This window comes from Psychrobacter sp. Pi2-51, from assembly GCF_904846665.1.
Lineage (GTDB): Bacteria > Pseudomonadota > Gammaproteobacteria > Pseudomonadales > Moraxellaceae > Psychrobacter > Psychrobacter glaciei.
This window is the reverse complement of sequence record NZ_CAJHBP010000007.1, coordinates 25,017-50,500: the sequence shown is the minus strand read 5'-3', so window position 1 is coordinate 50,500 and position 25,484 is coordinate 25,017. Positions and strand designations below refer to the sequence as shown.

At 42.9% G+C, this 25,484-nt stretch carries 19 protein-coding genes; 7 read left to right on the top strand and 12 right to left on the bottom strand.

The features are described from left to right. Positions 1-494 precede the first annotated feature (494 nt). Entirely contained in the window at positions 495-1,871 is a 1,377-nt protein-coding gene (locus JMY08_RS05410; protein ID WP_201591973.1) for a dicarboxylate/amino acid:cation symporter, read from the top strand. Positions 1,872-2,067: 196 nt separating this feature from the next. Here the strand turns inward: JMY08_RS05410 and JMY08_RS05405 are convergent, their stop codons facing one another. After that, positions 2,068-2,823, bottom strand: coding sequence for a TSUP family transporter (locus tag JMY08_RS05405; RefSeq protein WP_189585651.1), 756 nt, complete (start codon positions 2,821-2,823; stop codon positions 2,068-2,070). Between the two features lie 515 nt (positions 2,824-3,338). On the opposite strand from JMY08_RS05405, the gene nhaA reads away from it, so the two are divergent. Further along, positions 3,339-4,538, top strand: coding sequence for a Na+/H+ antiporter NhaA (nhaA, locus tag JMY08_RS05400; RefSeq protein WP_201591970.1), 1,200 nt, complete (start codon positions 3,339-3,341; stop codon positions 4,536-4,538). 74 nt (positions 4,539-4,612) lie between these two features. Then, complete coding sequence (locus JMY08_RS05395; RefSeq protein ID WP_201591967.1) at positions 4,613-5,944, top strand: oxygenase MpaB family protein; 1,332 nt, start codon at positions 4,613-4,615, stop codon at positions 5,942-5,944. Positions 5,945-5,998: 54 nt separating this feature from the next. Here JMY08_RS05395 and JMY08_RS05390 read toward each other — a convergent pair whose 3' ends face one another. Then, positions 5,999-6,736: an NUDIX hydrolase gene (locus tag JMY08_RS05390; protein ID WP_201591964.1), complete on the bottom strand. Its 738-nt coding sequence runs from the start codon at positions 6,734-6,736 to the stop codon at positions 5,999-6,001. Positions 6,737-7,421: 685 nt separating this feature from the next. On the opposite strand from JMY08_RS05390, the gene JMY08_RS05385 reads away from it, so the two are divergent. Continuing rightward, on the top strand, positions 7,422-7,985 hold the full coding sequence (locus JMY08_RS05385) for an NUDIX hydrolase (RefSeq protein ID WP_010201656.1): 564 nt from the start codon (positions 7,422-7,424) through the stop codon (positions 7,983-7,985). Positions 7,986-8,057: 72 nt separating this feature from the next. Here the strand turns inward: JMY08_RS05385 and JMY08_RS05380 are convergent, their stop codons facing one another. Then, positions 8,058-11,135, bottom strand: coding sequence for an insulinase family protein (locus JMY08_RS05380; RefSeq protein WP_201591961.1), 3,078 nt, complete (start codon positions 11,133-11,135; stop codon positions 8,058-8,060). Positions 11,136-11,674: 539 nt separating this feature from the next. Between JMY08_RS05380 and JMY08_RS05375 the strand changes: the two genes are divergently transcribed. Further along, a complete protein-coding gene (locus JMY08_RS05375; protein ID WP_010201658.1) occupies positions 11,675-12,136 on the top strand; it encodes a universal stress protein in 462 nt (153 codons plus the stop codon). Positions 12,137-12,290: 154 nt separating this feature from the next. Here the strand turns inward: JMY08_RS05375 and JMY08_RS05370 are convergent, their stop codons facing one another. Then, positions 12,291-13,226 carry a LysR substrate-binding domain-containing protein gene (locus JMY08_RS05370; RefSeq protein WP_201591958.1) on the bottom strand — a complete coding sequence of 312 codons (936 nt, stop codon included), beginning with the start codon at positions 13,224-13,226 and terminating at the stop codon, positions 12,291-12,293. 192 nt (positions 13,227-13,418) lie between these two features. On the opposite strand from JMY08_RS05370, the gene JMY08_RS05365 reads away from it, so the two are divergent. Continuing rightward, positions 13,419-14,504, top strand: coding sequence for a YeiH family protein (locus tag JMY08_RS05365; RefSeq protein ID WP_201591955.1), 1,086 nt, complete (start codon positions 13,419-13,421; stop codon positions 14,502-14,504). 306 nt (positions 14,505-14,810) lie between these two features. Here JMY08_RS05365 and JMY08_RS05360 read toward each other — a convergent pair whose 3' ends face one another. From JMY08_RS05360 to JMY08_RS05330, 7 genes are all read right to left on the bottom strand, one after another. Beyond that, positions 14,811-15,020, bottom strand: a complete 210-nt coding sequence (locus tag JMY08_RS05360) for a cold-shock protein (RefSeq protein ID WP_010201661.1) — start codon at positions 15,018-15,020, stop codon at positions 14,811-14,813. Positions 15,021-15,264: 244 nt separating this feature from the next. Continuing rightward, on the bottom strand, positions 15,265-15,687 hold the full coding sequence (locus JMY08_RS05355) for a YbaN family protein (protein ID WP_201591952.1): 423 nt from the start codon (positions 15,685-15,687) through the stop codon (positions 15,265-15,267). Between the two features lie 265 nt (positions 15,688-15,952). Then, positions 15,953-17,239 carry a VWA domain-containing protein gene (locus JMY08_RS05350; RefSeq protein WP_201591949.1) on the bottom strand — a complete coding sequence of 429 codons (1,287 nt, stop codon included), beginning with the start codon at positions 17,237-17,239 and terminating at the stop codon, positions 15,953-15,955. Positions 17,240-17,395: 156 nt separating this feature from the next. Beyond that, on the bottom strand, positions 17,396-17,881 hold the full coding sequence (locus tag JMY08_RS05345) for a hypothetical protein (protein WP_201591935.1): 486 nt from the start codon (positions 17,879-17,881) through the stop codon (positions 17,396-17,398). A 2-nt stretch (positions 17,882-17,883) separates the two neighbouring features. Continuing rightward, positions 17,884-18,621: a hypothetical protein gene (locus JMY08_RS05340; RefSeq protein ID WP_201591932.1), complete on the bottom strand. Its 738-nt coding sequence runs from the start codon at positions 18,619-18,621 to the stop codon at positions 17,884-17,886. A 10-nt stretch (positions 18,622-18,631) separates the two neighbouring features. After that, positions 18,632-19,501 carry a TIGR04255 family protein gene (locus JMY08_RS05335; protein ID WP_201591929.1) on the bottom strand — a complete coding sequence of 290 codons (870 nt, stop codon included), beginning with the start codon at positions 19,499-19,501 and terminating at the stop codon, positions 18,632-18,634. Between the two features lie 347 nt (positions 19,502-19,848). Then, positions 19,849-22,806, bottom strand: coding sequence for a valine--tRNA ligase (locus JMY08_RS05330; RefSeq protein ID WP_201591926.1), 2,958 nt, complete (start codon positions 22,804-22,806; stop codon positions 19,849-19,851). Positions 22,807-23,162: 356 nt separating this feature from the next. Here JMY08_RS05330 and JMY08_RS05325 point away from each other — a divergent pair, with 356 nt between their 5' ends. Then, positions 23,163-24,290 (top strand): formate/nitrite transporter family protein, encoded by a 1,128-nt coding sequence (locus JMY08_RS05325; protein WP_201591912.1) that lies wholly within the window; start codon positions 23,163-23,165, stop codon positions 24,288-24,290. A gap of 144 nt (positions 24,291-24,434) precedes the next feature. Here JMY08_RS05325 and JMY08_RS05320 read toward each other — a convergent pair whose 3' ends face one another. Further along, complete coding sequence (locus JMY08_RS05320; RefSeq protein WP_189585690.1) at positions 24,435-25,358, bottom strand: bile acid:sodium symporter family protein; 924 nt, start codon at positions 25,356-25,358, stop codon at positions 24,435-24,437. Positions 25,359-25,484: the final 126 nt, after the last annotated feature.

Genomic DNA, 25,484 nt, shown 5'->3' with positions numbered 1-25,484 from the left:
TGTAAGGTTTAAAGGTTTAAAGGTTTAAAGGTTTAAAGGTTTAAAGGTACAGGCAATCACTGACAGGCGTCTATTTATGATAGATATCGCTTTAACCTTTTAATCATACGAAACCCTTACTGTCAAAAAGTTATTTAAATCAATCAGATAAATAAGCACAAGCGAGACCGTCTAAAATAGGCGGTCTCGCTTTTTTTGCCAAAAAAATTGCCGTCTATATTTACTATTTAACATGCACTTTACTCGCATTTAAGGTCTTTATTATGACAATAAAATAAGTGAAACGGAAAAAATTGCTAATGTCACGATATTTAAATGATAAAAAAATCTTGCAGTACCCTTAACAATTATTTTATATTGTCAAAAAAACTGACACTAAGTAATACACAAAAACATATAGACGTAACACCATCAGGCGTTGAGACAACAATCATAGATATATTGATTTATTGCCGTACTGACTACTGAGCGTTGCATATAAAAGGATAGAGGTTATGTGGAAAAATATGGGACTGACCGGCAAGATCATGGTTGCCATGGCGCTCGGTATCATACTGGGTTTGTTTATAAACTATTCAGGACTAAACGCTGAAGGCGGCTTTGTTAATACGTATATTACAAATGGCTTCCTCGCTATTATTGGCAAGCTATTTGTTAACTCACTCAAAATGTTGGTCGTACCGCTAGTACTTATCTCATTGATTTGTGGTGTGTGCGGTATTGGTGATATTCGCTTGCTTGGTCGTATCGGTACCAAAACCTTTATGATTTATATGTTCACCACCGCGCTTGCTATTGCGACGGCGATTGGACTTGGCTCGCTATTTGGTATCGGCAAGGGCATGAACATTGGCACTGACGCCACTTTTGAAGCCGCTTCAGCGCCGCCATTGCTTGATGTTTTCTCAAACATCATCCCATCCAACCCCATCAGCGCGATGGCAAATGGTGATATGTTGTCGATTATTTTCTTTGCGATTCTCATCGGTGTCAGTATTCTGATGGTTGGTAAGCCTGCCAAAGGCTTAGTACAAAGCTTAGAATTAATTAATGAAGTCATCTTAAAGATGGTGACGATCATTATGAACCTTGCACCATATGGTGTATTTGCCCTATTGACCAAGGCGATGGCTGAACTTGGTTTAGACTTAATTTGGTCATTACTTGGTTATGTTGCGGTATTGGTCGGTTCATTGGCCTTCCATTTCTTTATCACCATGATGATTGTACTTAAGCTTGCTTCAGGCTTGTCTATCAAGACCTTTTTGGCAAAAATGCGCGAAGTTCAGATCTTTGCTTTTAGTACATCAAGCTCAAACGCGACGATTCCTATTACCTTGCGTACCGTTACCAAGCGTATGGGTGTGAATAACTCTGTCGCTTCGTTTACCGTTCCTTTTGGTGCCACCATCAACATGGATGGTACGGCTATCATGCAAGGTACAGCGACCATCTTCATTGCCAATATTTATGGTATTGATTTGGGCGTGACCGAGTATCTGACGGTTATCTTGATGTCGGTACTGGCGTCTGTTGGTACTGCTGGTGTTCCTGGTGTTGGTCTGATCATGCTCTCTATGGTATTTGCTCAAGTTGGCTTACCAATCGAAGGTATTGGCTTAATCTTAGGTGTGGATCGTATCCTCGATATGTTACGTACTGCTGTCAACGTTGGTGGTGATGCGGCAGTAACTGCTATCGTGGCAAAATCAGAAGGCAAAATGGATCTGGCTATTTATAACGATCCTGACGCTGGCGCGAAAGACGTATTTGACGGTCATATTGATGAAGACAACGAGCGTGAATTCTCTGAAGTCTTTAGTGATGGCATCATGGGTAGTGAGTATGATGATGTAGATCGTCGTCGCTAATCAACACTGCTATAGTCATTCCACTATAAAAGTATTACAGCGTTAACCTCGCTTGAAGTATCACATATACATCTACACTCGGTTGCCTTGTACTACTTTTAAATTGAATCGACTATAAATAGACGTTCATAAAATAAAAAACCTCAGCCAAATCGGCTGAGGTTTTTTTGAGACATATAAGATTATTTATTGTTATTTAACCAAAAACGTATTTGGTCAACATGGCAAAACACACCAATACAATCATCGGACGAATCAGCTTACTACCGCCTTTAACCACCATGTGCGAGCCAAAATACGCACCTATCGTTTGCCCAACCATCATTGCTAGCCCCACTTTCCACAATACATTACCGCCCAAAATAAAGAAAATCAGCGAGCCAATATTGGTCGATAAGTTCAAGACCTTTGCCGCGCCTGTCGCTTCAATGATCTGACGACCGCGCAAAGCCACATTACCAAGCGCAAAGAACATGCCAGTTCCTGGGCCGATATAACCATCATAAAAACCAATTAAAGGTGCCACGACTTTTTGCCATTTGCCTTCTGAGATACGCGGTGCGGCTTCTACTTCACCAAGTCTGGGCGCAAATAAAGTATAGAGACCAATCGCTGCGATTAAAAACGGAATCAGCTTTTCGAGCAAATCAGGTGGTGACATCTGTACGGCGATCGTACCGATAACCGAACCGATAAAAGCAGCAATAATGGCCACCTTGATACGTTGTGGCTTGACGACCCCTTTTCTAATCATCGTAATGGACGCTGCTAGCGCACCTGAAGCGGCTTGCAGCTTGTTGGTGCCCAGCGTTAGCACTGGGGGAATATTGGCTAGTAGCATGGCTGGTATGGTCAATAAGCCACCACCACCTGCGATAGCGTCAATAAAACCTGCCAGCGCTGCCACGGCTGTCAGCATTAAAATAATCTCTAGAGAGAATGATAAGTCCATAATACCGACCTGTAAACTTTATGATGAAAAATGAAGAAGCCCTAAAAACTGGCTTTAAGAACTGGCTTTGAGAAATAAGAATAAATGATCACTATAAGTGTTGCTACCAACTTTGCTAGTAGCTAGCCAATAGTACTGCTGATATGTATCAAAGCTGTGACAGAACACTGCGCAATGCCGCTCATTATAGAGATAAAAGACTAAAAAAAGCCAAAAACGAGCTGAAGTCTGCTAGATTTGTCTAACAGGTTATTGAAATATTTAAGAATAATATTTTTATTAATGACAGATTTTATGATTTATTCCTGCTTTGCCTCTCGTCATCGCGCTGGCATTTCGCTCTTATTAATAGGGTAAGATAGGTTTATGGTTTCAGTTTGACGGATTTTGTTGTGTATATGAATGAGATTATGAGAAACTGTTAACGTCTATCTGCGACACTGTCCAATTTAACAGTATAGATACTTGAGGTTATTGCATTATTTAGCAAATTGTATTTAGTAAATGAGGATGATATGGCAATAAAAAGAATTAAGGCATTTTTCGAATTTGAGGCAGCAGGCGGTATCATTTTAGCATTGGCTGCCATTGCTGCAATGATCATTGCCAATAGTCCCCTCAGCGTTTGGTATGAGGCTTTTATTCATGCCCCTGTATCCATTCGTATTGGCGAATTTGGTATTGCCAAAGATGCGCATCATTGGATCAATGATGGTCTGATGGCTATTTTCTTTTTCTTAGTCGGACTTGAGCTAAAGCGTGAAGTCTTGATTGGTGAGCTCTCTAACATTAAGCAGATTATCCTGCCTGCTGGAGCGGCACTGGGTGGCATGATTATGCCCGCCATTGTCTATTTGCTCTTTAACTATAATGAACCTGATTTTTGGAAAGGTTGGGCGATCCCTGCGGCGACAGACATCGCTTTTGCTTTGGGTATCTTAAGCCTGCTTGGCAATCGTGTGCCAAACTCATTAAAGGTGTTTTTGGTGTCTATTGCTATTTTTGATGACATTGGTGCCATTTTAATCATCGCCTTATTTTATACCAACGACTTGTCACTGGGCTCATTAGCTGTCGCTGGTTTGTGTCTACCGTTTTTATATTTACTCAATCGTCGCAATGTGACGAGCATCACCCCTTATCTACTCATCGGCGTGATTATGTGGATTGCGGTACTCAAATCTGGTATTCATGCGACATTGGCAGGGGTGGTGTTAGCGTTATTTATTCCTATGTTCGATCGTACTGATCCTGAGCACTCGCCAGTAGAAGAGCTAGAACATGATCTACACAACACCGTTGCCTTTGGTATTTTGCCGCTGTTTGCGTTTGCCAACTCGGGTATCTCGCTCAAAGGTGCAGGCTTCGCTGAATTATTTCACTCAGTGCCGCTAGGTATCGCCGCTGGTCTTTTCATCGGTAAGCAACTGGGCGTGATGATAATGTGCTGGTTAATCTTTAAACTTGGCATCTCGACCATGCCACGAGGGATGAACTTTAAGCAAATCTACGGTGCATCCTTACTATGCGGGGTTGGTTTTACCATGAGTTTGTTCATCGGTGGCTTAGCATTCGCAGGCGACACGACCTTATTCGATGAGCGTTTGGGTATTATCATGGGTTCAATTGTCTCTGGTATCGCCGGTTACATGATGCTCAAAGCAACGCTAAAAGAAGACATTAACAGTACCTCGGTAGATCTGACCCGTCATTAATTCGATTGATGGACTAATGAGGTAATGAGGTAATCGGTAAGCAACAGACGCACGCGATAGGTGTAGAGATAAATATGAACAAAAAGCACAATGGTTTAGATTTAGACACCTATCGTCAGTCAGCAACTTCTTATCAGCGTCATGGCCGTACCACTGCTGTCGACGATCATAGTGACTTACAGGTCCTAAAGCGCATTAAGCGTTATTTATTACCAAAAGACTTTGCCATCTCGCAAGACTTATTAAACGAGATAGTCGCGGGCTATGATATCGGTGATCCACTCGCAGATGATTTAGCGGCTGACGGTATTCGTTTTTCTAAACCCTTACAGCACATCATTCTTGACGATACTCCGACCTATGACCCCATAACCCACCCTTCGTTTAACGCCTTAACTGAACAATTTAGCAGCCATCCTGATTGGTTTGATCCTAAGCTTGCGCAAATTGGCGCAGTCGCCTATCGACGTTATCCGCTGATGCTTATTTGGCTACTTCGTAACGTCGCGCTGATGGCTGGCTATAGCATCCCTGCCCTTTCCTTGCCTTTGATTCAAACCGGTGCTTTGATGCACGATGCGCTACCGCGCTTGATGCGTACTTATGCTTATATTCTAGCGGTCTCTGAGCATCCACAATCAACTGCAAATATGGCTAACGACCGCCAGCCCATCGAGCAAGTGCTAGCGATTGGCTCTGAGGGGTGGCGGCAGTCCATTCAGGTACGGCAAATCCATACACTGGTGCGGCAAAACCTGCTTAAAGGTAAAGGCAATGCTGCTAAAGGTGTCATAGCAAATGCCGACCAGCATCATAATCCAGATGGCAGCTGGAACACAGATTATTGGGGTCTTCCTATTAATCAAACCGATATGATTGCTACGCATTTGCAGTTTTCATTGTTGATTATGCGCGGCCTACGCCTACTGGGTGCACGCATCAGTTCCGAGGAAGCAGAAGGGATTTTGCATTTATGGAATCTGGCCAGCTACTGGATGGGCGTTGATTTAAAGCGCTTGCCAAAAGATGAAGCGGCTTGCTGGGAGTGGTTATATACTTATTTATCGATTCAACAGCTTGATTTTAAGATGGGACAGCCGCTAGCAAAAGCCCTGCATGATTTGCCGCGTCAGCTGATGGGAGAAGACAATCGCCGTGGGCGTTTCGTTGAAATGGTCAATGCCAGTGTGACACGGACACTAGTCGGTGACGATATCGGCGACGGCTTGGATTTGCCAAAATCGAAAATCCGCTTTGGCGTCTTATCGTCAGTACCGATTCTTTTTGCTCTCGACACGGCGCGCCAGCACAATCAAGCTGTGGCGCATAAATTAGAAGCGTTCCGTGCCAAGCGGCAAGACAATATGAATTGGTGGCTCAAAAAAAATGACGACTACTATAAGTAATGATGACTAGGGTCTGTTGAACATTTTAAGCGAAAAACTCAACTGCCCTGCGTGTTAATTGCGCGTATCTTGTATACGGTAATACCACTCAAGCTGCCGATCAAACCCCGTTTCTAATAAGCTAGCGATGACTCGTCCTGTTAAACCCCATACTGTTTCACCATCCACTTGCCAGCTGGGCGTAAGGATGGTCGCCATTTGATCTTGCATCGCATATTCTATCGCATACTCTACGGTGGGCTGAGTTAATAAGGTTTCAAAATCTGCCCAAAAAATGCGTGAGATTTCGCCAAGCTCAGGTACTAATACTAAATCTGGTGCAATAAGCGCGACAATCGGACGCACACTCATACCGCTTTTGGACGTTTGGATCGGCAATTGACCGAGTAGCTGGACTTTATTGGGTGGTAGCGCAGTCTCTTCGCAAGCCTCACGTAATGCGGTAACGACATTGTTACCATCGCCAGCTTCATGCTTACCGCCTGCACAAGATACCTCGCCAGCATGACTATTCATGTGGGCAGCACGGCGTGTCAATAGCAGCTTAGGATGGCGTTCATGGGTGATGGCAACCAATACTGAGGCATCGGCAATGGGTGTCTGATATAAGCTGTCTAAAATGCGAGTGCGACGAGAGGTGCCACAAGCATTGTACATTGCTGGACTGGTGACAGCATTTAATGTCTCATGCTGCACTCGCTCTGCCAATTTTCTAATAGTGGGATAACGAATAAAGTCTGGCACAGCGACTGACAATTCATCAAAACTTACAGACTGCGGGGGAAGTAACATTATAATTGCCTTGTATTTTTATCAGTATAAAGCTTTGTCACAATAAGATATTCATAAAAACAATAGTCATAAAAACAATATTCATAAAAATAATAGTCATAAAACGATAGTTATCGTCATCAAATCTATAGATTTATCATTAAATTATTTAATAATTTCTAGGGTGTGTCCTCATTTTAAAAATGGTGATAAAAATTAGGTAAATTGCCGTCAAACAAGGAACATAGTATTGAGGACATGCCCTAGAGCGTGTGCTAATTAAAGACCCAAAATAATGTCTCAATCTAGATTAGCGCAATCGCCTGTTTACTGCATGCTATTTATGTGACTGCCTATTTGTATCACAAGAATTAATTGAGAGCCTTTGTTTTATAGCAAAAAATAACGTCTCTGCGGTGAAATGATATAGTCAAGGAATTTTAGAATCGCTAAAAGGCGATCGACCGCAGATAGTACACTGAGTACATCTAGGACGGGTAACACCGTAGCGGTTTAAAAGTGCTCTGACTATACATTACTGTTATCATCATTCTGTGCAAAGAAAATATGTGCTATCTTAAGGTAATGGCTATTATTTACGATCGTACGGCAGCATGACTGTTGCACCCTAAGTATAACGCTGCACACCCAAGCTATTACAGTGACACCCTATATCCTTTCTTATCATAATAACAAGGCAGTTTATATGCGCTATTGTCTACAATGTGGCCACGAGGCTGAACGTAAAATACCGGCCACCGATAATATCCCGCGTTTGGTCTGCCCAAATTGTGGCTATATTCACTACGAAAACCCAAAGGTCATCTGTGGCTCATTGGTCGTTCACAAGGGCCGAGTACTGCTATGCCGCCGAGCGATTGAGCCACAATATGGCTTATGGACGATACCAGCAGGCTTTATGGAGAATGGCGAAACTATCGCTGATGGCGCGGCGCGTGAGAGCTTTGAAGAAGCTGAAGCGGTGGTGACCAACCCCCATCTATACTGCCTCTATGATATCCCTGATATTGGGCAAATTTATGCGATTTACTTGAACGATCTCAAAGATGGCGCTTATGGTATTGGCTCTGAGAGTCTTGATTGTGCGTTATTTAGTGAAGAAGACATTCCATGGGATAGCATCGCCTTTGAAGCGGTACGTCGCACGCTAACCAGTTACTTTGAAGATCGTAAACAATTCGATAGCCATGATAAATTCCCCGTGCATCAAGATTACATTGGCAAAGACCAAAGCATTAAACGGTATTAATTGAGTGCCTAGGCACAAAAAAGCCAAGCGTGATGCTTGGCTTTTTTGTGCTTCATGGTAAGTCTGACCACCTTAGCTTTTTATTTTACAAACTTCAAAACCAAGATCTTTTACCTTTTCTTCTTTGTCATAAGGCGCTAAGACTGCACGCACATGTTTTTGCCCTTGCAAATATTGCTTGGCAACGCGCTGCAAATCATCAATAGTCACGGCTAAAATTGACGCACGCATTTTACGCTGCCAGTCAGCACCGCGATGATGCAGGTCAGAAAAACATGCTTTGATCGCTTCGCCTGCTGGAGATCCCGGTTTGTCCATACCGGAGATAATACCCAAGATGGCTTCTTCCAATTGCTCATCGGTTTGTGGCTCATTTAATAACCATTCGATACTGGCATCAAAGTGAGCAAAAGTCTCAGCACACTGCGGATCACGGTAGCTAAAGAACTTAAAGGCGCAAGCATTGGCATCGTAGCCCGCACCGCCACCATAAGCACCGCCGCGCTCACGGATGGCGCTATGCAAATAGCCATTGCGCAAGTAAGGCGCTAATACCATCAAGGCTACTGTGTCCGGATGATCAGCCGCTGGAACCGTATAGGCACTGGCATTGTGATAGACGTTGGTCGGCACTAACCATGCCAAGTCCTCAACATCGAGTGCGACACCACTTTCTAACGATTTGACAACATCTTTCTCACCATTTAGTGCCGCATCAAGTTGCAACTCAGCAAATTCGCTCGGGATATTGTCTTCAATACTAGCATCAGAGTTGCTTAGCTGCGCGGCAATACGTGGCGCTTGGCTGTCTTTCCAGCTATCGACAATCAAACTGCTTAAGCGTTCAGTTTGCTCGGCTTCACAGATGATGACGGCATGCTTAGGGAGGCTGATGAAACGTTGATGTAAATCCATCAAGCTAGTGGCTAATTTATCCCACTGCGCATCATCATTACTGGCATGGGTTAAAAAGTCCTTTAACGCGTTCAATGCTGGCAGACCACTGCGTACATACTCTAACTGCGCTTGACGACTCATACCACGACTGGCCGTTTGCATCGCATAAGCATGCCCTGAACCAGCAAGATTTGATTGCCAGCCTGCTTGACGCTGCTGCAGAATCTCTTTTATACGGTCATGCTCCGTAAAGACGCTGTGCTCCATCACTTCTTTGAGTAAATCAATCGCCTCAGGCTTGCGGTTTAGTGCGCGCGTTGCCACCACAAAATAACTGCTGATAGACTGACTGTCATCAATATTGGTACGTTGGCTAATACGCGCTGTCACACCTGACGAATGCGCCGCTTGCTTGGCTTGCATTTCATGGGCGCTTAGCGAGTCGGTACCCAGCTCAGACAGTAAGCTTAAATAAATAGGCAGTAGCGGATGATTAATGACTTCATTGACGGGTAACTCGCTTGTACCTGCATTACCAATCGCATCGGTCAACGGCACAATTACTTGATAATAATACAAGCCATTGGTGCCTGCTTCATATTCAAATAGGGTGCTGTCTTGCCCGCTCAGATTCACTTGTTTTTGCTTGCCTTGCTTAAAGCTGATATCCGTCGGTACGTCATCCAAGCCAACTTTTGGCAATAAGCTCAAATCATCTGGTGCTGCTTGGCGCGCTGCCAAATCCAATGCTTGCTTGTGCAAGATGGCTTTATCATCAGCGGTCAAATCCATGGCGATAGTGTCGAGACGCGTTTGCTCAGCTGCCGCTAAACGAGCCGTTTTTTCGCTGTCTGGTGTTAGGGTCACGCGCACGCGGTGATTGTTATCCAGTAGATGTATTTTGATTAAGTTGGGCAACCATTGCTCGTCTCTTACTTGCTCACGCAGCCATTGTAGATGCTCGTCCACTTCCCACACATCGATTGGATTGCCGTCATGAATGGCGGTACTAAAGCCTTCTAGCATGAGATTCAAACCATAAGGAATGCTGTCACCGCCGATATGACGCTGATCTATCTCAATCTGATGCAGGATGGTTTCAATCGTTTCGTCATCGACTGGTGAGCTTGCAACTTCGGTCAGCAAATCAATAATGCCCTGCTCGACTGCTTCGGCATGCTCTGGGTTTGAACCGCGCAGACCCGTATAAAAGACCATTTCGTAATGGCTGTCATCAAGCCCCAATAGCGGACTTGGTGCTTTGCCGAGTGGATGGCTGTCCAGATAAGCACGCAACGGCGAGCCAGCATGCTCAATCAACACGCCTTCTAGTAGACGCAAAGCAAGGCGCTGCTTGGGGTCGGTAATCGATGGTAATAACCACGCCACAACATGATGGGTTTGGTCAGGGCCAGCTTCGTCAGCGGTATAAGTGTCGGTAGCGCTAATCGATGCAGATAGACGTTTTTCTGGACGCGATACATGCTTCTTGCCCGCCTCAAACTGAATCAAGGCATCTTCATGGATTTTTGCCTGCGTCTCAGCGACAGGAATATTACCAAAACTCATAATCACACTGTTTGATGGGTGATAATGGCTTTGATGAAATTCGACCAGCTCATGATGGGTCAAGTCAGGAATATCAGCAGGTTCACCGCCCGAATTATAATGGTACGTCGTCGTTGGGAAGAGATGATGGGCAACAGCATGGTACAGCTGATCAATCTCGCCGCTCATAGCCCCTTTCATCTCATTAAAAACAATACCCTTAAATTGCGGCTTGTCATTTTCATCTAACTCAACACGAATACCTTCTTGAGCAAAATCAAGCGGATGAATATTCGGGAAAAATGATGCATCAAGATAAACGGCAAGCAGGTTGAAGTAATCGTTTTTGTTTTGTGTGGCGTACGGATAAGCCGTCCAATCAGCAGCGGTCATCGCATTCATAAAGGTATTGAGCGAGCGCTTAATCATTGAGAAAAACGGATCACGCACAGGGAATTTCTCAGAACCACATAAAGCCACATGCTCTAAGATGTGCGCCTCGCCTTTTGAGTCCATTGGCTGAGTGCGAAAGCCTACCAAAAATGCATTTTCATCACTCGGATGTGCTAAGTGATAATGCATCGCACCAGTCTTGACGTGCTGACTGATCAGCACATCCATCGATAGCGCCTCAATATGGCGATGCTCAATCAACTCAAATGCGGAGTGCAATGTTAGGTCAGCGGTAAATGCGGTGTCAGTCATAGTTGTCCTTAGCTCATTATGTAGATAATGCCCTGCAATTCAGGGTAAATAGAATGGTAATAATGTGCGTGATAAAGTGATCATTAAAATTTAATGCTCAAAATTTTATCGGTTTTATGGTGGGTAAGCTATAGCAATGAAAAAATGGGTCTAGCGCTAATAGATGGGGCTAGCAGACAGAGAAGTCAAGGCCTTATCCTAAGAAAGAGCAGCGCTGATATAGTCAAATCCATATAAATCCGCTACATCGTCATCCGCGCTAAGCATACTAATGTATAACTTGCGCTCGGTTTCCTTGTATCGAAATTATTTGAATTCAACTATAGTCGATTCAATTTAAAAGTAGTACAAGGCAACCAAGTGTAGATGTATATCAAATACTTCAAGTGAGGTTAACGCAGTAACACTTTTATAGTGGAATGACTATATAGTACAACTAGGAAGGGCAATACCTTAGCGCTTTAAAAGTATGCCGACATTACTTAACAGCAGTCATCAGTAGTGCTATAGTTAAGACTACTTGCTACGAGGAGCACCTCATGAGTTACCAACATATTTTACTGGTTACCGACTTGTTATCTGATGCCGACACAGTGGCGCAAAAAGCCAAACAAATCGTCGATAACCGCCCGGGTTCTAAGCTGTCTGTACTGCATATTGTCAAAGATACGATGGTTGGTTTTGGCTATGAGCTAGTACCCGCCTCTAGCTTATATGATCAGATTGACGATGAGCGTTGCCAAGAAGCACGAGCCAAGCTAGCACAATTTTTAGAGCGTAATGGCTTAACCGCCGTCAATGCCGAGGTGACCACCGCCATCTCTAGTAGCGAAGGTATCGTCAATTATTGTCATAAGCATGATGTTGATTTACTGGTTATCGGTCGTCATGAGCGCCATGGTATCGTCGCATGGCTCAGTGGGGCAACAGCAGATAATATTTTGCCAAATGTCCCCTGCGATAGCTTAGTCGTGAGACTGGATAAGCCAGTTAATAAATAAGCGATCACCTTTCAATAAACAATGCTTAAGTGTAAAGGCTGCTTAGCTTTAATGAGTTAACTTAAGCCGCTTATATTACAAGCTGAACATAATATTTTATAAAACGTCCTATAGTCATGGCTATGGGACGTTTTTTATTATCTGTCTCTAACCCTCATTCTGATGTCAAAATATCAATAAAGCTTTGCCAAATTGGGCTTTGATGGCGGGCTTTATGCCATACTAGCCACCAAGTTCGCGACAAATCAATGCCTGCCACTTTTACTTGTACTAGCTTACCGCTGGCCAATTCTGCCTCAATCACGTGCTGTGATAGACAACCCAGCCCAATATCGGCACTGACCATATGCTTGATCGCCTCCGATTGCTGAATGGCCATGATAATTTCGGCATCGGGCATATGCTGTAATAATTGCTCATCGATAATTTGCCGAGTACCTGATCCTGCTTCACGTACTAACAAGGGTAGCTTTGCCAGTTGCTCAATACTAAGCTCGTAGCAATTATCCACATCGTTATATGCTGCCATATCTGTCAGCCATTTGCTGTCGCGTTTGGCAAAGACCATCAAGGTGTCCGTTCGCCATGCACGCTGCTCAATGACCTTAGTATCCGCAGGTCGCGGCATCCCTTCTACTAGCGCAATATCTATATTTAACTGCTCAACCTCCGCGACTACCTCTTGGGTATTGGCGATATAAGTGTTCACATTTGCATTTGGCAAGGCTCTATACAACTCAGCCAGCAGCGGTGGCAATACATAGTTGCCTATAGTCGTACTCGCGCCAATATGAATCTGTCCTGCTTGGTGCTTGTGATAATACTCAAGCGTCAGTGACTGCCCCAAGATTGCTTGCGCTTGCACATAAATAGGATGGGCATTTGGATGCTGGTTGAGCCTACGCCCAACGCGCTCAAACAACGGCATTTGCAGTCTGGATTCGAGCTCAGTCAGCGCGCTACTGACGGCTGACTGTGATAAATGCAGCGCTTCACTGGCACGGCTGGTGCTGCCCGTCTGATAAATACTCACAAATACCGCCAATTGTTTTAGCGTAATCTTCGGTAGCGTCTGCATCGCTTTTTTCATTAATTAATGACACCTTATGCCCGTCTTTTAGGACTAATCTTTTAATATCAAACGGTCAATACAACCCTATTAACCCAAATTTTCGATAGTTTGTATCTTATTAATCTGTTTTTATTATAAATCAGCTTATCTTATACTGTCTATTCATAAGTTTATGCTTATGTCGATTAGCAATAATAGGATAGGTCTGTCATGCTTGCTTTTGCCCACTCAGTGAATCGTTACTTTCCAAACAATCGGCACTTAGCAGGATTGGTCGTGGTGCTGGTCGGTAGTTTATTTTGTTTATGGCTCAATACTGGTCTAGACACTTGGTCGAACGGGCGCATCGTCGGACTGTCCTCTTTAACATTGGCAATTTTGCTCGGTATGGTCTTAGGCAATACGGTATACCCTAATTTCGCTGAGCAGCTAAATGCTGGTGTATGCTTTGCCAAAGGTCAAATCTTGCGTCTAGCCATTATGTTTTATGGGTTTAAGCTAACGATGACCCAAGTGGCTAGCGTGGGTATGCCAGCGATTATGACGGATGCACTGGTACTGACATCGACTTTTTTATTGACCTATTGGCTGGGTACGAGATGGCTAAAAGTCGATAAAAAAACGACTATATTGATTGGCTCAGGCGCTAGTATTTGCGGAGCAGCCGCAGTGATTGCCGCAGAGCCAGTGGTCAAAGCAGAAGCGCATAAAGTCACTATCGCTGTGGCAACCGTCGTCGTCTTTGGCACTATTGCGATGCTACTCTATCCATTTTTATATCATCTTGGTTGGTTGCAGCCTTGGCTAAATGCTCAACAATATGGCATCTATACTGGCTCGACCATACACGAAGTCGCGCAAGTCGTGGTAGCAGGTAACGCGATCAATCCTGATGTCGGTAATACAGCCGTCGTGACCAAAATGATACGCGTGATGATGCTAGCCCCTTTCCTACTGATTTTGTCCTTTGCTTTAACCAAGGGTGACAATGACAGTCAGGGCGAGACATTGTCGTTTGTAGACCGTGTTAAACAGGTCAACGTGCCATGGTTTGCCTTTATTTTTATTCTTATCGTCATACTGCACACATGGGTGCCTATGTCTGACAGCTTTGAGCAAAGTATGGTCAAATTTGATGATGTTTTGCTCACGATGGCGATGTTTGCACTGGGTTTGACGACTCATCTGAGCGCGATTAAGCAAGCTGGCGTGAAGCCACTGATCTTGGGTGCTATTATGTTTGCTTGGTTAATCATTGGCGGTGGCTTGATTAATATTGGTATTAGCTCTATCTGATAGATTCACCACACTCATTAAAAAAAAGGCCTCCAACTATTTATAGTCGGAGGCCTTTTTAATATATAGTCAAAATATCCCAAAAACGCTACGATACTGCCGATATCCATTTTTTGTAGCCTATGTCTGCACAGGCACAGCAAGCAAGCAAGCAAGCAAGCAAAATTGATATCAGCAGTTCGTGATGTATCGATATTACTTTTCACTGACTATATTATTTTATCTAATACTAAATGACAGACGAAAAAAAACGAACCCGAAGGTTCGCTTTTTTTTCATCTTGCTCTAAGTGTCTATAAAGACAGATTAGATAGCAACGATGTTATGGGCTTGTGGGCCTTTTTGACCTTGAGTTACAGTGAACTCAACTTCTTGGCCTTCAGCTAAAGTTTTGAAGCCTGAACCAGTGATTTCGCTGTAATGAGCAAAAACGTCTGCGCCAGTTTCTGGAGCGATAAAACCAAAGCCTTTAGCTTCGTTGAACCACTTAACTGTACCTTTTTGAGTATCTGACATATTGATAATCCTACTTTTTAATTTATTAATGGCCTAGTGACCGGTAACGCTTGCAAATAGCTACTGAACGATAAATATTAAAACGAAGGATTATAACTAATACTACGAGGTAATGATTTGGTGCAGAACTGCTCTTAAGCTTGGGCGTATTATAAGGGGTACATCCTAGTATCGCAAGCCTTATCTGACATTTCGTGTAACAAAGCCCTTTTATTAGTCATTTTTGGTTCAAATTGCAACGATTTTAGGCATTTGGCAAGCGGAACAAATACACCGCAACCCCACTACAAACAGTGGCTACCGCCCATGCCACCCACATCGTATCGGCTGGCAAGCGATAAAATAACATTGCCGTCGATATAGTCATCATTATCGTTGCCAACCACTTGGCATAGAGAGGTACAGCATGATTATTTTCCCAATCACGGACAAACTTCCCAAAGTATTTGTGATTGATCAGCCAAAAATGGAAGCGCCGTGAGCTGCGTGCCCAGCACCCTGCTGCCAGTAGTATAAAAGGCGCAGTTGGCATCACGGGTAACAGCACTCCTATAATACCCAATATAAAAAACACCCAACCCAGTATGACAAACGTCCAACGCACTGCGGGGCTTCTCGATTGATTGGTATTAGGTCTATAGTAAAAGGTTTTTTTATGATTGGTCATATAAGTAGTGTCATTCAACGATGTATCAGTTGGGGTAAGTAGCTACTGGTTTATAAAATAGCTACCTATATAGGTAGCTAAGCATGCGATATTGCTCAAAACGGTACAAGGCTATTTTTACGAGGTTTTTGCTATTAATAAGTATGTTTGGTTAGTGGTTGAGTAAGTGAGCTCACAACCTTTGACTGAATTTTTAGCAAAAAAACCCGCTCACAGTCTAAACTATGAGCGGTTTTTTAGTTTTAGTGACAAGTGTCTGATTGATTTATTTCGTGACGATACCAAGCTGCTTGGCTTCTTTTAGCCACAGTGGAAACTCTTCTAACATGTTTTCATACAAAGCTTCTTCGCTGATATCATCCAAATCATCGAGTTCAAAAAAGTCGCAATTATCAATCACGCGCCCTGTCATGTCGTCTAGTTTTTTTAGAATGCCATAACCACGACCACCCAAGCCCACGAACTGCCAAAATATTGGCAGTTTCGCCGCTTCCGTCATGACTCTCGTGATACCGCGATTGTCATTCACCCCGCCATCACTGATAAATAGCACATAGACAGGCACATCCAAGCCGTCTTTTTGATAAAACTCTGTCACGGCTTTCATGACCTCTGCTTCGTTATTCACACGCGGGCCAAGTGCCCATTTGCGCCAGCCGCCATGAGCGTTGTCAATGAAACCGTCATAGTTACTCAGCCCAATCTCGCCCAAATACTGCGGATCTCGGGCAAACGCCCAGCAGTCTAGTGCTTGGTCGTCATCGAAGCTCACTGCCAATGGCAATATGCGGTTGACCACTTCTTGCACGCGGCCTTTCTTGTACTGTCTATTCATTGAGCCTGAGGCATCTAACACCAAAGCCACCTTTGCGGTCAATTGCTGCAATTGGCGCTTCTCAAGCGATATCGTGGCTTTTTTGGCCAGATTGACCAGTTTTGGTGCCTTGTCTAGCATGACCTTTTCTAGCGATGGTTTTGTTTTAACTGGCGTTGCGGTCGGCTCTGCTGTCGAGCTACTCTCTTCTACGTCACCACCGAAATGCTGCACGATGGCGGCAAGCCCACCATTAAAGCCTTGCGCGACGTTAGATACCCGCCAAACCCCATTCTTACGATAAAGCTGCATCAGCATACTGGCTTGCTGCTGGGCAAAGTCTGCTGCTTGATATTCTGCCTGCGCTTTTTGTGACTGCTGCCAAATGCCAATCTCTAATGATTGAATTTGACTCAGCGGCGTGTCGGCTGATAATACAAAAAACAAGCTGTCTATATCCGCAGCCAGTTTGGACAAATTGACTTCAAACTCGGCTTGGATGCCTTCCGTTGGCTGCGACTCGTAATGGGTGAGCTTGATTTGCCCGCATGGTGAGGTTGGCTGATTATAAAACACCATATAATCATCGTTTATCAGTTTGCCCGCTGCGTCTAAGGCAAAGCAGCTGATGTCCATCTCTATCGGACTTTGACGAGTGAACTTAAGCGTAATTGGTGCGGTGTCGTCAATAGCAAGATTGCTTAAAGGCGAGCGTTGTCCGACGGTGAGACGGTTCATAGTGTTCCTTACGTTAAAGTGTTATTCCTTTGAAGATAATAGACTAATTACTGACATTAAAAAACCGCTACAGCATGAGCTAGAGCGGTTTTCCTAACCTAAGAAGATTAAGTGCGTAATGTTTAATAATTTCATAGAATTATTAGCAAGCTAATATCAAGTAGTTAAGCTATCTAAAGAAACTCTATTTTTCAAAAATGGGGAAAGCTGTGTTCGTAGTTTTCTTAGTATACTTTTTTTAGATGTTTTCATTGCTGAGTAGATTGAAGCATGAGCTATATTGTTTTCTAAAGCATCATCAATTACTAAAAAAGATCTATCATTTGTTTGCTCATAGTTCAGAGTGCGAATTTTACCGCATTCTAATTTTGCTACTTCTGCATACTCCCTTGCTTCCTTACTTTGGATTTGCTTATCTGCTATATCACAAATAATATTAGTACTTGAATATTCTTTCCTCTCTACGCTAAATCCTCTACACTCCAAATCTGCAGTTGATATAGCTGATGGCAGAACATCTCCCTCACTACTAATATGTTCAGGATGTAAAGTTATTCTATAAAGCTCTTCAGAACATAATATAATTCCAGGAGAGTATTTACTACACATTTGTTTTTCATCTTCAATAGTATATTTATGCATAATTAAACTGTAACTATCTTTAATATTTCATCATCGACAATCGATTTAATAGGTCTATCATCAGCAAAGATTTCTTTACCTTCGTTACTACGAAAGTAATACGAGTAATAACCATCACCAAAGACCCCTAAGTCCAAGATATTTCTGTTGAAGTTCCAATAAAAATTAATTTCTCCATCACTTGCTAAAGAAATAGAAGGCTTTCTTATAGTATTTTTGAACATTAGCCTTGCTAAATCTTCTGCTTCTAGTACAGTTTTTTTCTGTGCCCCTACACTATCTATACCATTCCAACCGTCTTCATACATACTCAGTGTTCTAATTCTACCAATAGCTGTATTAGTTGGACTGATTTTTCTAATATTAGAGGAAGTAGTATTTATTTCTAAATCAGTCTTAATATTTTTTAACGTTTTATTTATTTCTTGCTCTAACAACAAATATTCTAATTCTTTACTAGAAGAATATACTGATTCATAATAATTAATATCACTTACAGATTTTTCGTAGGTTCCTGTATCTTCAGAAAGAAAAATAGATGCTTGATCATGAAAATATAAAGAAGCATTATTAAGATATACATCTTCATTATTTCTAATAATATTGCATGAGGTATTTTTGCAGTCACTAACATCAGGATTTAAAAATGAAACGATACTATCTTTCATTTTAGACATAGCACTTTTGAAAGGAATAGAAGGCTTTTCCTCAAAAGTTGATAAATCAAGATAAGTATTCATATAAAAACTCCTAATATAAATTAATTCTTTTAGACATGCTATCAGACAGCAAACCTTTTAGAACTATCTTATTTTTATCATGAAGAAAATTGAAGCATTTGTTAATATAACCCATACTAATATGTTTTACTTCAATACCATATTTAGAGTCATTTTCTATAACTTTTTTAGGTATCAAAAAACAACCATGATCAATACTGACAATGATTTCTTCTATATCATTATTTTTTCCATTGGATTTTGACTCTACACCTAATTGATTTAGACATTTAAAAGCATAGGAATTTTCAATAATAAAATCTTCTGGCATATCTTCGAACCAACCCGTATTAGAGTGCCATACATCCCCTGACTCTAATATATTTTTTGCTAAAAATATATTTTCTCTATTGAATAAACTTACTAATTTAGACTCTTCTATATTTTCGCTATAAACAAACCTATCTAAGTATTTGAGACCAAAATTAGATATTAGTAAAGTATCATTATCTTTTAAAAATTCAAGCACATCAGAAATATAACCTATAGTTTCGTCTAAAGTTACTTCCCAACTAGAATAGTTCAAACAATGTACTAGGAACTTGTTTTCTGATAAACTTAAACCCCAATTTAGTTCCCCACGTTCATCTAAACTTTCTAGCTCAAAACCAGAAAACGTTGTTTTTTTACTATCAATGGATGCAGTATCCTCCTCATTAAACTTCACTTTGTGCTCTAATTTATATACTGGCGTATCTTTATTAAATTTTTTGTACTTTTCATTAAATATTTCTTTTATCCCTAGAATATCTTCTTTTCTCAAATTTGATGAGAAATTAAGAAAAAAAACCAACTCTACGATCGAGTGTGCGTCATTTATAGGTTGAAAAAGAAGTTTCATAATATCTTTCCAGATTTTTTGTTTCTAAGTATTAGTTTTTGAAGGTTTATAGTAATACTCTTGTACTATGGACGGTTTTTGACTCGCAAAAGATATATGGTATACCCTTTGCTTGAGTCATCACTATTTTTTTAAGTATTCAAAAGCAAGGTAGTCTTTTTATAAGGTAATTATACATTAATCATAATACGACTAAGATCGACTAAATAAAAAATTTAACTTCAGAAGACAAATGTTTATTATACTAACAATATAGTACTACAAAACGCATCCGAAACTCTAGTAATCTAAACTATTAGACACAATTCTATTAAGTCAGCTTATTGCTATTTATGACCAAATACAACCTACAAAGCCCTTAACTCTTCCATCTGCGCCGTCATCGCCGTCAACTGCCCTTCTAGCTCAGCCAGTTTCGCCTTCTCAGCATCGACCACTTCCGCAGGTGCTTTACTGACAAAGCCCTCATTACCTAGCTTACGAGCGATGCCTTCCGCTTGACCTTTCAACTTATCATACGACTTACCCAAACGTGCCAGCTCAGCCGTTGGATCAATCAAACCTTTCATCGGTACGAGTACACGTAACTGACCGACCATACTTGATGACGATAGTGGAATCTTTTGATCAGAACCGTCGCCACTATTTATAATCTCTAAGCTCTCGACTTTGGCAAGCGCTTTGAACTGGTTTTTGATACGTGATAGACGCGCATCTTCATCAGCAGAGATATTTTGTAGTAGCACTGGCAGACGTACCGCGTTGCCCAGTTTCATCTCACCACGGATGTTACGGACGCTAGCGATTAGCTCTTGTAGCCACGCCATATCCGCTTCAACCTGCTCACTGATTTGTGCCTCATCCGTTTTTGGATAGTCAGCGACTACGATGCTATCGGTGTTTTTACGACCTAATAGTGGTGCGACCGTCTGCCAGATTTGCTCGGTCAGATACGGCATGATTGGATGGCTAAAGCGTAGTGCTGTCTCTAGCACATGCAGTAATACATAGCGGATTTGCGCTTTGCGTTCGTCAGACACTGAGTCATCATTCAGACTGGCTTTGGCAAGCTCAACGTACCAATCACAGTACTCATTCCAGATAAACTCATAGATATCTTGGCTGACCATATCGAGACGATACTGAGCGAAATGCTGATGGATATCGGCAACGGTAGAGTTCAGACGACTCATGATCCATTTTTCTGGCAATTCCCAAACGTCAGGGTTGGCCGCTTGATCGATAGGCTTGGCACTGCCTTCGCTATCGACACAGTTCATGAGTACAAAACGGCTGGCGTTCCAGATTTTATTACAGAAGTTACGATAGCCTTCGACACGCTTTAGATCAAAGTTAATATCGCGACCGGTACTGGCAAGGGATGTAAAGGTAAAGCGCAGTGCATCCGTACCAAAGGCTGGGATACCTTCTGGGAACTCTTTACGCGTTTGCTTTTCGATTTTGGCTGCGTCTTTTGGATTCATCATATTGCTGGTGCGTTTTTCTACCAGTGCTTCTAGATCGATACCGTCGATAAGGTCAATCGGGTCTAAGACGTTACCTTTTGATTTTGACATTTTTTGACCATTGCCATCACGTACCAGACCATGCACATAAACGGTCTTAAACGGTACTTGCGGCGTGCCATCTTCGTTTTTCACGAAGTGCATGGTCATCATGATCATGCGAGCAACCCAAAAGAAGATAATGTCAAAACCCGTCACCAACACGCTGGTCGGGTGAAAGGTGTCCATCACGCGTGGATCGGCGTTGACGTCTGCCCAGTCAAGCGTACTGAACGTCCATAGACCAGAGCTGAACCATGTATCGAGCACGTCATTGTCTTGGCGCAATACGATATCATCGCTTAGATTGTACTTGCTACGTACTTCGGCTTCGTCACGGGCGACATAGATTTCACCAGTCGCATCGTCATACCATGCAGGGATACGATGTCCCCACCACAGCTGACGACTGATGCACCAGTCTTGCAAATCGGTCATCCACGACATATACATGTTTTTGTACTGTGCAGGGACGAACTCGATGCTGCCGTCTTCTACTGCGTCAATCGCAGGCTTGGCCAGCTCTTTAACCGCGACATACCACTGATCGGTCAACCACGGCTCAACGATCGTACCGCCACGCTCAGCACGTGGGGCTTTTAGTGCATAGTCTTCGATATCTTCTAGCCAGCCTTGCTCGCCTGCTTGCTCGACAAGGAACTTACGCGCAGCAAAACGCTCAAGTCCTGCGTACTCGCTTGGCGTGGTCTCTAATTCTGGCTCACGTGTCTGCAAGTCAGGATAGACTTCCATCGATGCTAAGATATTGGCGCGCTCATCAAGAATATTAATTAATGGCAAGCTATGACGACGACCCAATTCATAATCGTTAAAATCATGCGCTGGAGTAATTTTCACACAGCCAGTACCAAAATCGATATCGACATAATCATCAGCGACGATAGGCACGACACGACCAGTGATTGGCAAGGTAATGGTTTTGCCGACCAAGTGTGCATAACGCTCATCGCTCGGATTGACCGCAACAGCGGTATCACCAAGCAAAGTCTCAGGGCGCGTAGTAGCAACCACTAGATAGTTTTTACCATCTTGAGTCGTTAAGTCTGCATCCGTGAAATGATAGCGGAAATGCCACAAGCTGCCTTTTTCGTCATGGTTTTCCACTTCTAAATCAGATAATGCGGTTTGGAACTTAGGATCCCAGTTGACCAAACGCTTACCACGATAGATAAGTCCATCGTCGAACAGGCGTACGAACACTTCTTTTACCGCGTTAGACAGACCATCATCCATGGTAAAGCGCTCACGTGACCAATCCACCGAGCTGCCCAAACGGCGAATTTGGCTAGTGATATTGCCGCCCGACTCTTCTTTCCATTCCCATACTTTATCGATAAAGTCTTCACGCGTCATATCACGGCGCTTGATACCTTGCGCCTCTAGGCGACGCTCAACGACCATTTGAGTTGCGATACCCGCATGATCCGTACCTGGCTGCCACAGCGTGTTGTCACCATCCATGCGGTGGTAACGTGTGAGCGCATCCATGATTGCGTTGTTAAAACCATGTCCCATGTGCAGCGAGCCAGTGACGTTCGGTGGTGGCAAGGCAATAGAAAATGACTCTTCTTTGTCAAAAGTCGGCTGAAAATAGCCGCTTTCTTCCCAACCTTGATACATGCCCGCTTCGACTTCCGCAGGATTATAGGCGTTTTCAAGTTGGCTAAGTGCCGCTTGGATAGATTGGGTCAGGTTAGTTTTGCTATTAGGGTTACTCATAAGGCTCTCAGACTAAAACGTAAATGGATTAAATAAATAGTAAGCAAAAGTATGGTTATCGCTGAATTCATACAATTAACCAACGCAAGCTGGGTTCAGGCATAGCGCTAACGCTGGATAATAATAGGTGATTCGAGCAAACAAAAAAGTTAGTAGGATGATTTTATCTTATATGGGCAGATTTTGTTAGTATCGAATGCTTTTTCAATACTTGCAGTCGTTATGGCCTTACTGTAACTTATTAAAATAAGCTTTTTTGCATTGCAGCAACATGGCAACGGCTATGACGTTGACACTGGTTTGACCGTTATTTTTATATCCTTCACTCACCGCTCCTCTTATATAAGTTTACTGTCATGCCTAATACTAAAGATAATTCTAATAAAAATAATGATCCGAGCTCGACAGCTAGTATTCACGCGGCGCAGAGTAGTGACAATGCCGATGAGAAGGACAATAACGAGGCGTTAGAAGTGGCTACTGGAACCAATCAGGATAGCGCTCAAAATGAAAGTCAAAATGGCTCTGAAGACGCAAACCAAAATGAAGGTGTGTCCAAAAGTGACGCCATAAAAGATGAAGACTTGCCAAAAGAAATCAGTGACGAAGACAAAGAAACCATCAAAGAAGTGGCCAGCGATGACAACTTAAGCGAACCAAAAAGTTATGCCAGCATCTTAGTCGAGCAAGTCATCGATGCCAAAGAAACCTTTAATCGCTCGCTTGGCTCGTTATTTACCAGTGCCTTTACTGCAGGATTGGAGATTGGTATTAGTCTGTTTATGATTTTGTCCGCCTTCGCCCTATTGACCGATGTAATGCCCAATCAATATGCCATGGTGCTGGCATCATTACTTTATCCGATTGGCTTTATTATCGTCGTCATTGGTCAGTCGCTATTGTTCACTGAGCAAACGTCTCTGCTGAGCCTACCGGTACTCAATGGTATCGAACCATTAAACAAACTCATGCGGCTTTGGGGGATTGTCATCGCTGGCAATATCGTTGGCGGTTGTCTATTTGCAGCATTGATGATCGGTTTGGGTTTGCATATGCATCTGTTTGACGCCAGCGATATCGACGCCTATTCCGAGCATGTTTTAGGATTTGAATGGTGGGTCATATTTGGTAGCGCGGTACTGGCAGGTTGGATGATGGGCGTGGCTGCGTGGCTTGTCACCTCGGCACGCGATACCCTTAGCCGTATCGTGCTGGTCTCGTTGATCACAGGCAGTATTGGATTTTTGGGTTTGCATCATAGTATCGTGGGTAATATTGAGGTATTTTCTGCCCTACTCTATGGCAACACCGTCGGATTTTGGCGTTACTTGATATTTTTGGTGGTGGTGATATTGGGCAATACCGTCGGCGGCGTGGTATTTGTCGCGGTTCTCAAAAACCGTACTTTCTTATTTGATGTCGCCAAAGTTAAGCAGCAAAATAAAGACAATCAAATAGCGAGGATGGATAGACGACATCACTAGAGTAATCAAATGACTATCAACTCACTATCAAATTATTATCAACTCATAAAGCCTCTGATTCGCACAAACATATGCCAGCGCAGACTCATTATTTAAGAGTGTGCGCTGGCAATATTTTATGAGTAATCAATAGTGACGACACATTTAGAGCATACGTGCAGCCAAAACACCTTTCTCAATTTCCGTCTTCTTCATCTTATTATATTTTGCGCTAAATATTCGCACCAAAATACCTGCTGTCAAGAACATGACTAACGTATAGATAGCTGGTGTCATCGACATGTCGTAATTAGACAATAGCGTGAGCGCCATAAATATAGACAAGGTGCTGTTTTGCAAGCCAACTTCCATAGTGATGGACGTTCGCTGTGCTAGGTTCAAGCCCAACCATTTACTGCTATAGTAACCAAGCGCCATGGTTGACAGGTTTAGTAGCAACGATACTGGTCCGGTAGCGATAAGCGCCTCAACGATGATATCTCTTTGTACATAACTCAAAAACACCACTAAAAATGTCAAAAACGTCACGCCAAAACGAGAGACTATGACTTGTGAGCTATCAGCAACCCTTGGCGCAAAGCGTTTGATCAGCATACCAATACTAATAGGCAGAATGGTGATGACGAATAAAGAAATCATGGTCTTTATAATCGGCAGTTGAAACTCGCTCCCAGCACCCATAAAGTGAATCAGTGAAAAGCTCAGGACAACAGGAATACTAAATACCGTGACGACACTAGCAATGGCCGTCATAGTGACTGATAACGCTACATCGCCTTTGGCAAGGAAGGTAAATAGGTTGGAAGTGGTGCCACCTGGGCAGAGCACGAGTAACATGACCCCTACCGCATACTCAGGTCGCAACGGCATGATATTTGCCAGTGCAAAACCAATAATCGGCAATAAGATAAGCTGATTGAGCAAGCCAATACTGACCGCTTTTGGGTATTTCAAAACACGTTTAAAGTCGTTGGTAATGAGGGTCATACCCATGCCCATCATAATCAAAAATAGGCAAAGGGGAATAACGACTGAGTTTACTAAGGTGACTATTTCAAGATTTTCCATAACTACATCCATGTAGATAAGACCTGTCTATAGGTCGACACACAGCGCTTGTCCTTAATGCACTTGATCAAAGCACTTAATGGCTAGGTTGCTGTAGAATTTATAACGATATTTTTCACGCTAGCG

Excerpts from the sequence above, each read along its gene's own strand:
- JMY08_RS05390 (WP_201591964.1), bottom strand. The coding sequence starts at position 6,736 with ATGTTACTTCCCCCGCAGTCTGTAAGTTTTGATGAATTGTCAGTCGCT.
- JMY08_RS05325 (WP_201591912.1), top strand. The coding sequence starts at position 23,163 with ATGCCTAATACTAAAGATAATTCTAATAAAAATAATGATCCGAGCTCG.
- JMY08_RS05405 (WP_189585651.1), bottom strand. The coding sequence starts at position 2,823 with ATGGACTTATCATTCTCTCTAGAGATTATTTTAATGCTGACAGCCGTG.
- JMY08_RS05330 (WP_201591926.1), bottom strand. The coding sequence starts at position 22,806 with ATGAGTAACCCTAATAGCAAAACTAACCTGACCCAATCTATCCAAGCG.
- JMY08_RS05355 (WP_201591952.1), bottom strand. The coding sequence starts at position 15,687 with ATGACCAATCATAAAAAAACCTTTTACTATAGACCTAATACCAATCAA.
- JMY08_RS05360 (WP_010201661.1), bottom strand. The coding sequence starts at position 15,020 with ATGTCAGATACTCAAAAAGGTACAGTTAAGTGGTTCAACGAAGCTAAA.
- JMY08_RS05380 (WP_201591961.1), bottom strand. The coding sequence starts at position 11,135 with ATGACTGACACCGCATTTACCGCTGACCTAACATTGCACTCCGCATTT.
- JMY08_RS05340 (WP_201591932.1), bottom strand. The coding sequence starts at position 18,621 with ATGAATACTTATCTTGATTTATCAACTTTTGAGGAAAAGCCTTCTATT.
- JMY08_RS05370 (WP_201591958.1), bottom strand. The coding sequence starts at position 13,226 with ATGAAAAAAGCGATGCAGACGCTACCGAAGATTACGCTAAAACAATTG.
- JMY08_RS05320 (WP_189585690.1), bottom strand. The coding sequence starts at position 25,358 with ATGGAAAATCTTGAAATAGTCACCTTAGTAAACTCAGTCGTTATTCCC.
- JMY08_RS05375 (WP_010201658.1), top strand. The coding sequence starts at position 11,675 with ATGAGTTACCAACATATTTTACTGGTTACCGACTTGTTATCTGATGCC.
- JMY08_RS05345 (WP_201591935.1), bottom strand. The coding sequence starts at position 17,881 with ATGCATAAATATACTATTGAAGATGAAAAACAAATGTGTAGTAAATAC.
- JMY08_RS05365 (WP_201591955.1), top strand. The coding sequence starts at position 13,419 with ATGCTTGCTTTTGCCCACTCAGTGAATCGTTACTTTCCAAACAATCGG.
- JMY08_RS05410 (WP_201591973.1), top strand. The coding sequence starts at position 495 with ATGTGGAAAAATATGGGACTGACCGGCAAGATCATGGTTGCCATGGCG.
- JMY08_RS05350 (WP_201591949.1), bottom strand. The coding sequence starts at position 17,239 with ATGAACCGTCTCACCGTCGGACAACGCTCGCCTTTAAGCAATCTTGCT.
- JMY08_RS05385 (WP_010201656.1), top strand. The coding sequence starts at position 7,422 with ATGCGCTATTGTCTACAATGTGGCCACGAGGCTGAACGTAAAATACCG.
- JMY08_RS05335 (WP_201591929.1), bottom strand. The coding sequence starts at position 19,501 with ATGAAACTTCTTTTTCAACCTATAAATGACGCACACTCGATCGTAGAG.
- JMY08_RS05395 (WP_201591967.1), top strand. The coding sequence starts at position 4,613 with ATGAACAAAAAGCACAATGGTTTAGATTTAGACACCTATCGTCAGTCA.
- nhaA (WP_201591970.1), top strand. The coding sequence starts at position 3,339 with ATGGCAATAAAAAGAATTAAGGCATTTTTCGAATTTGAGGCAGCAGGC.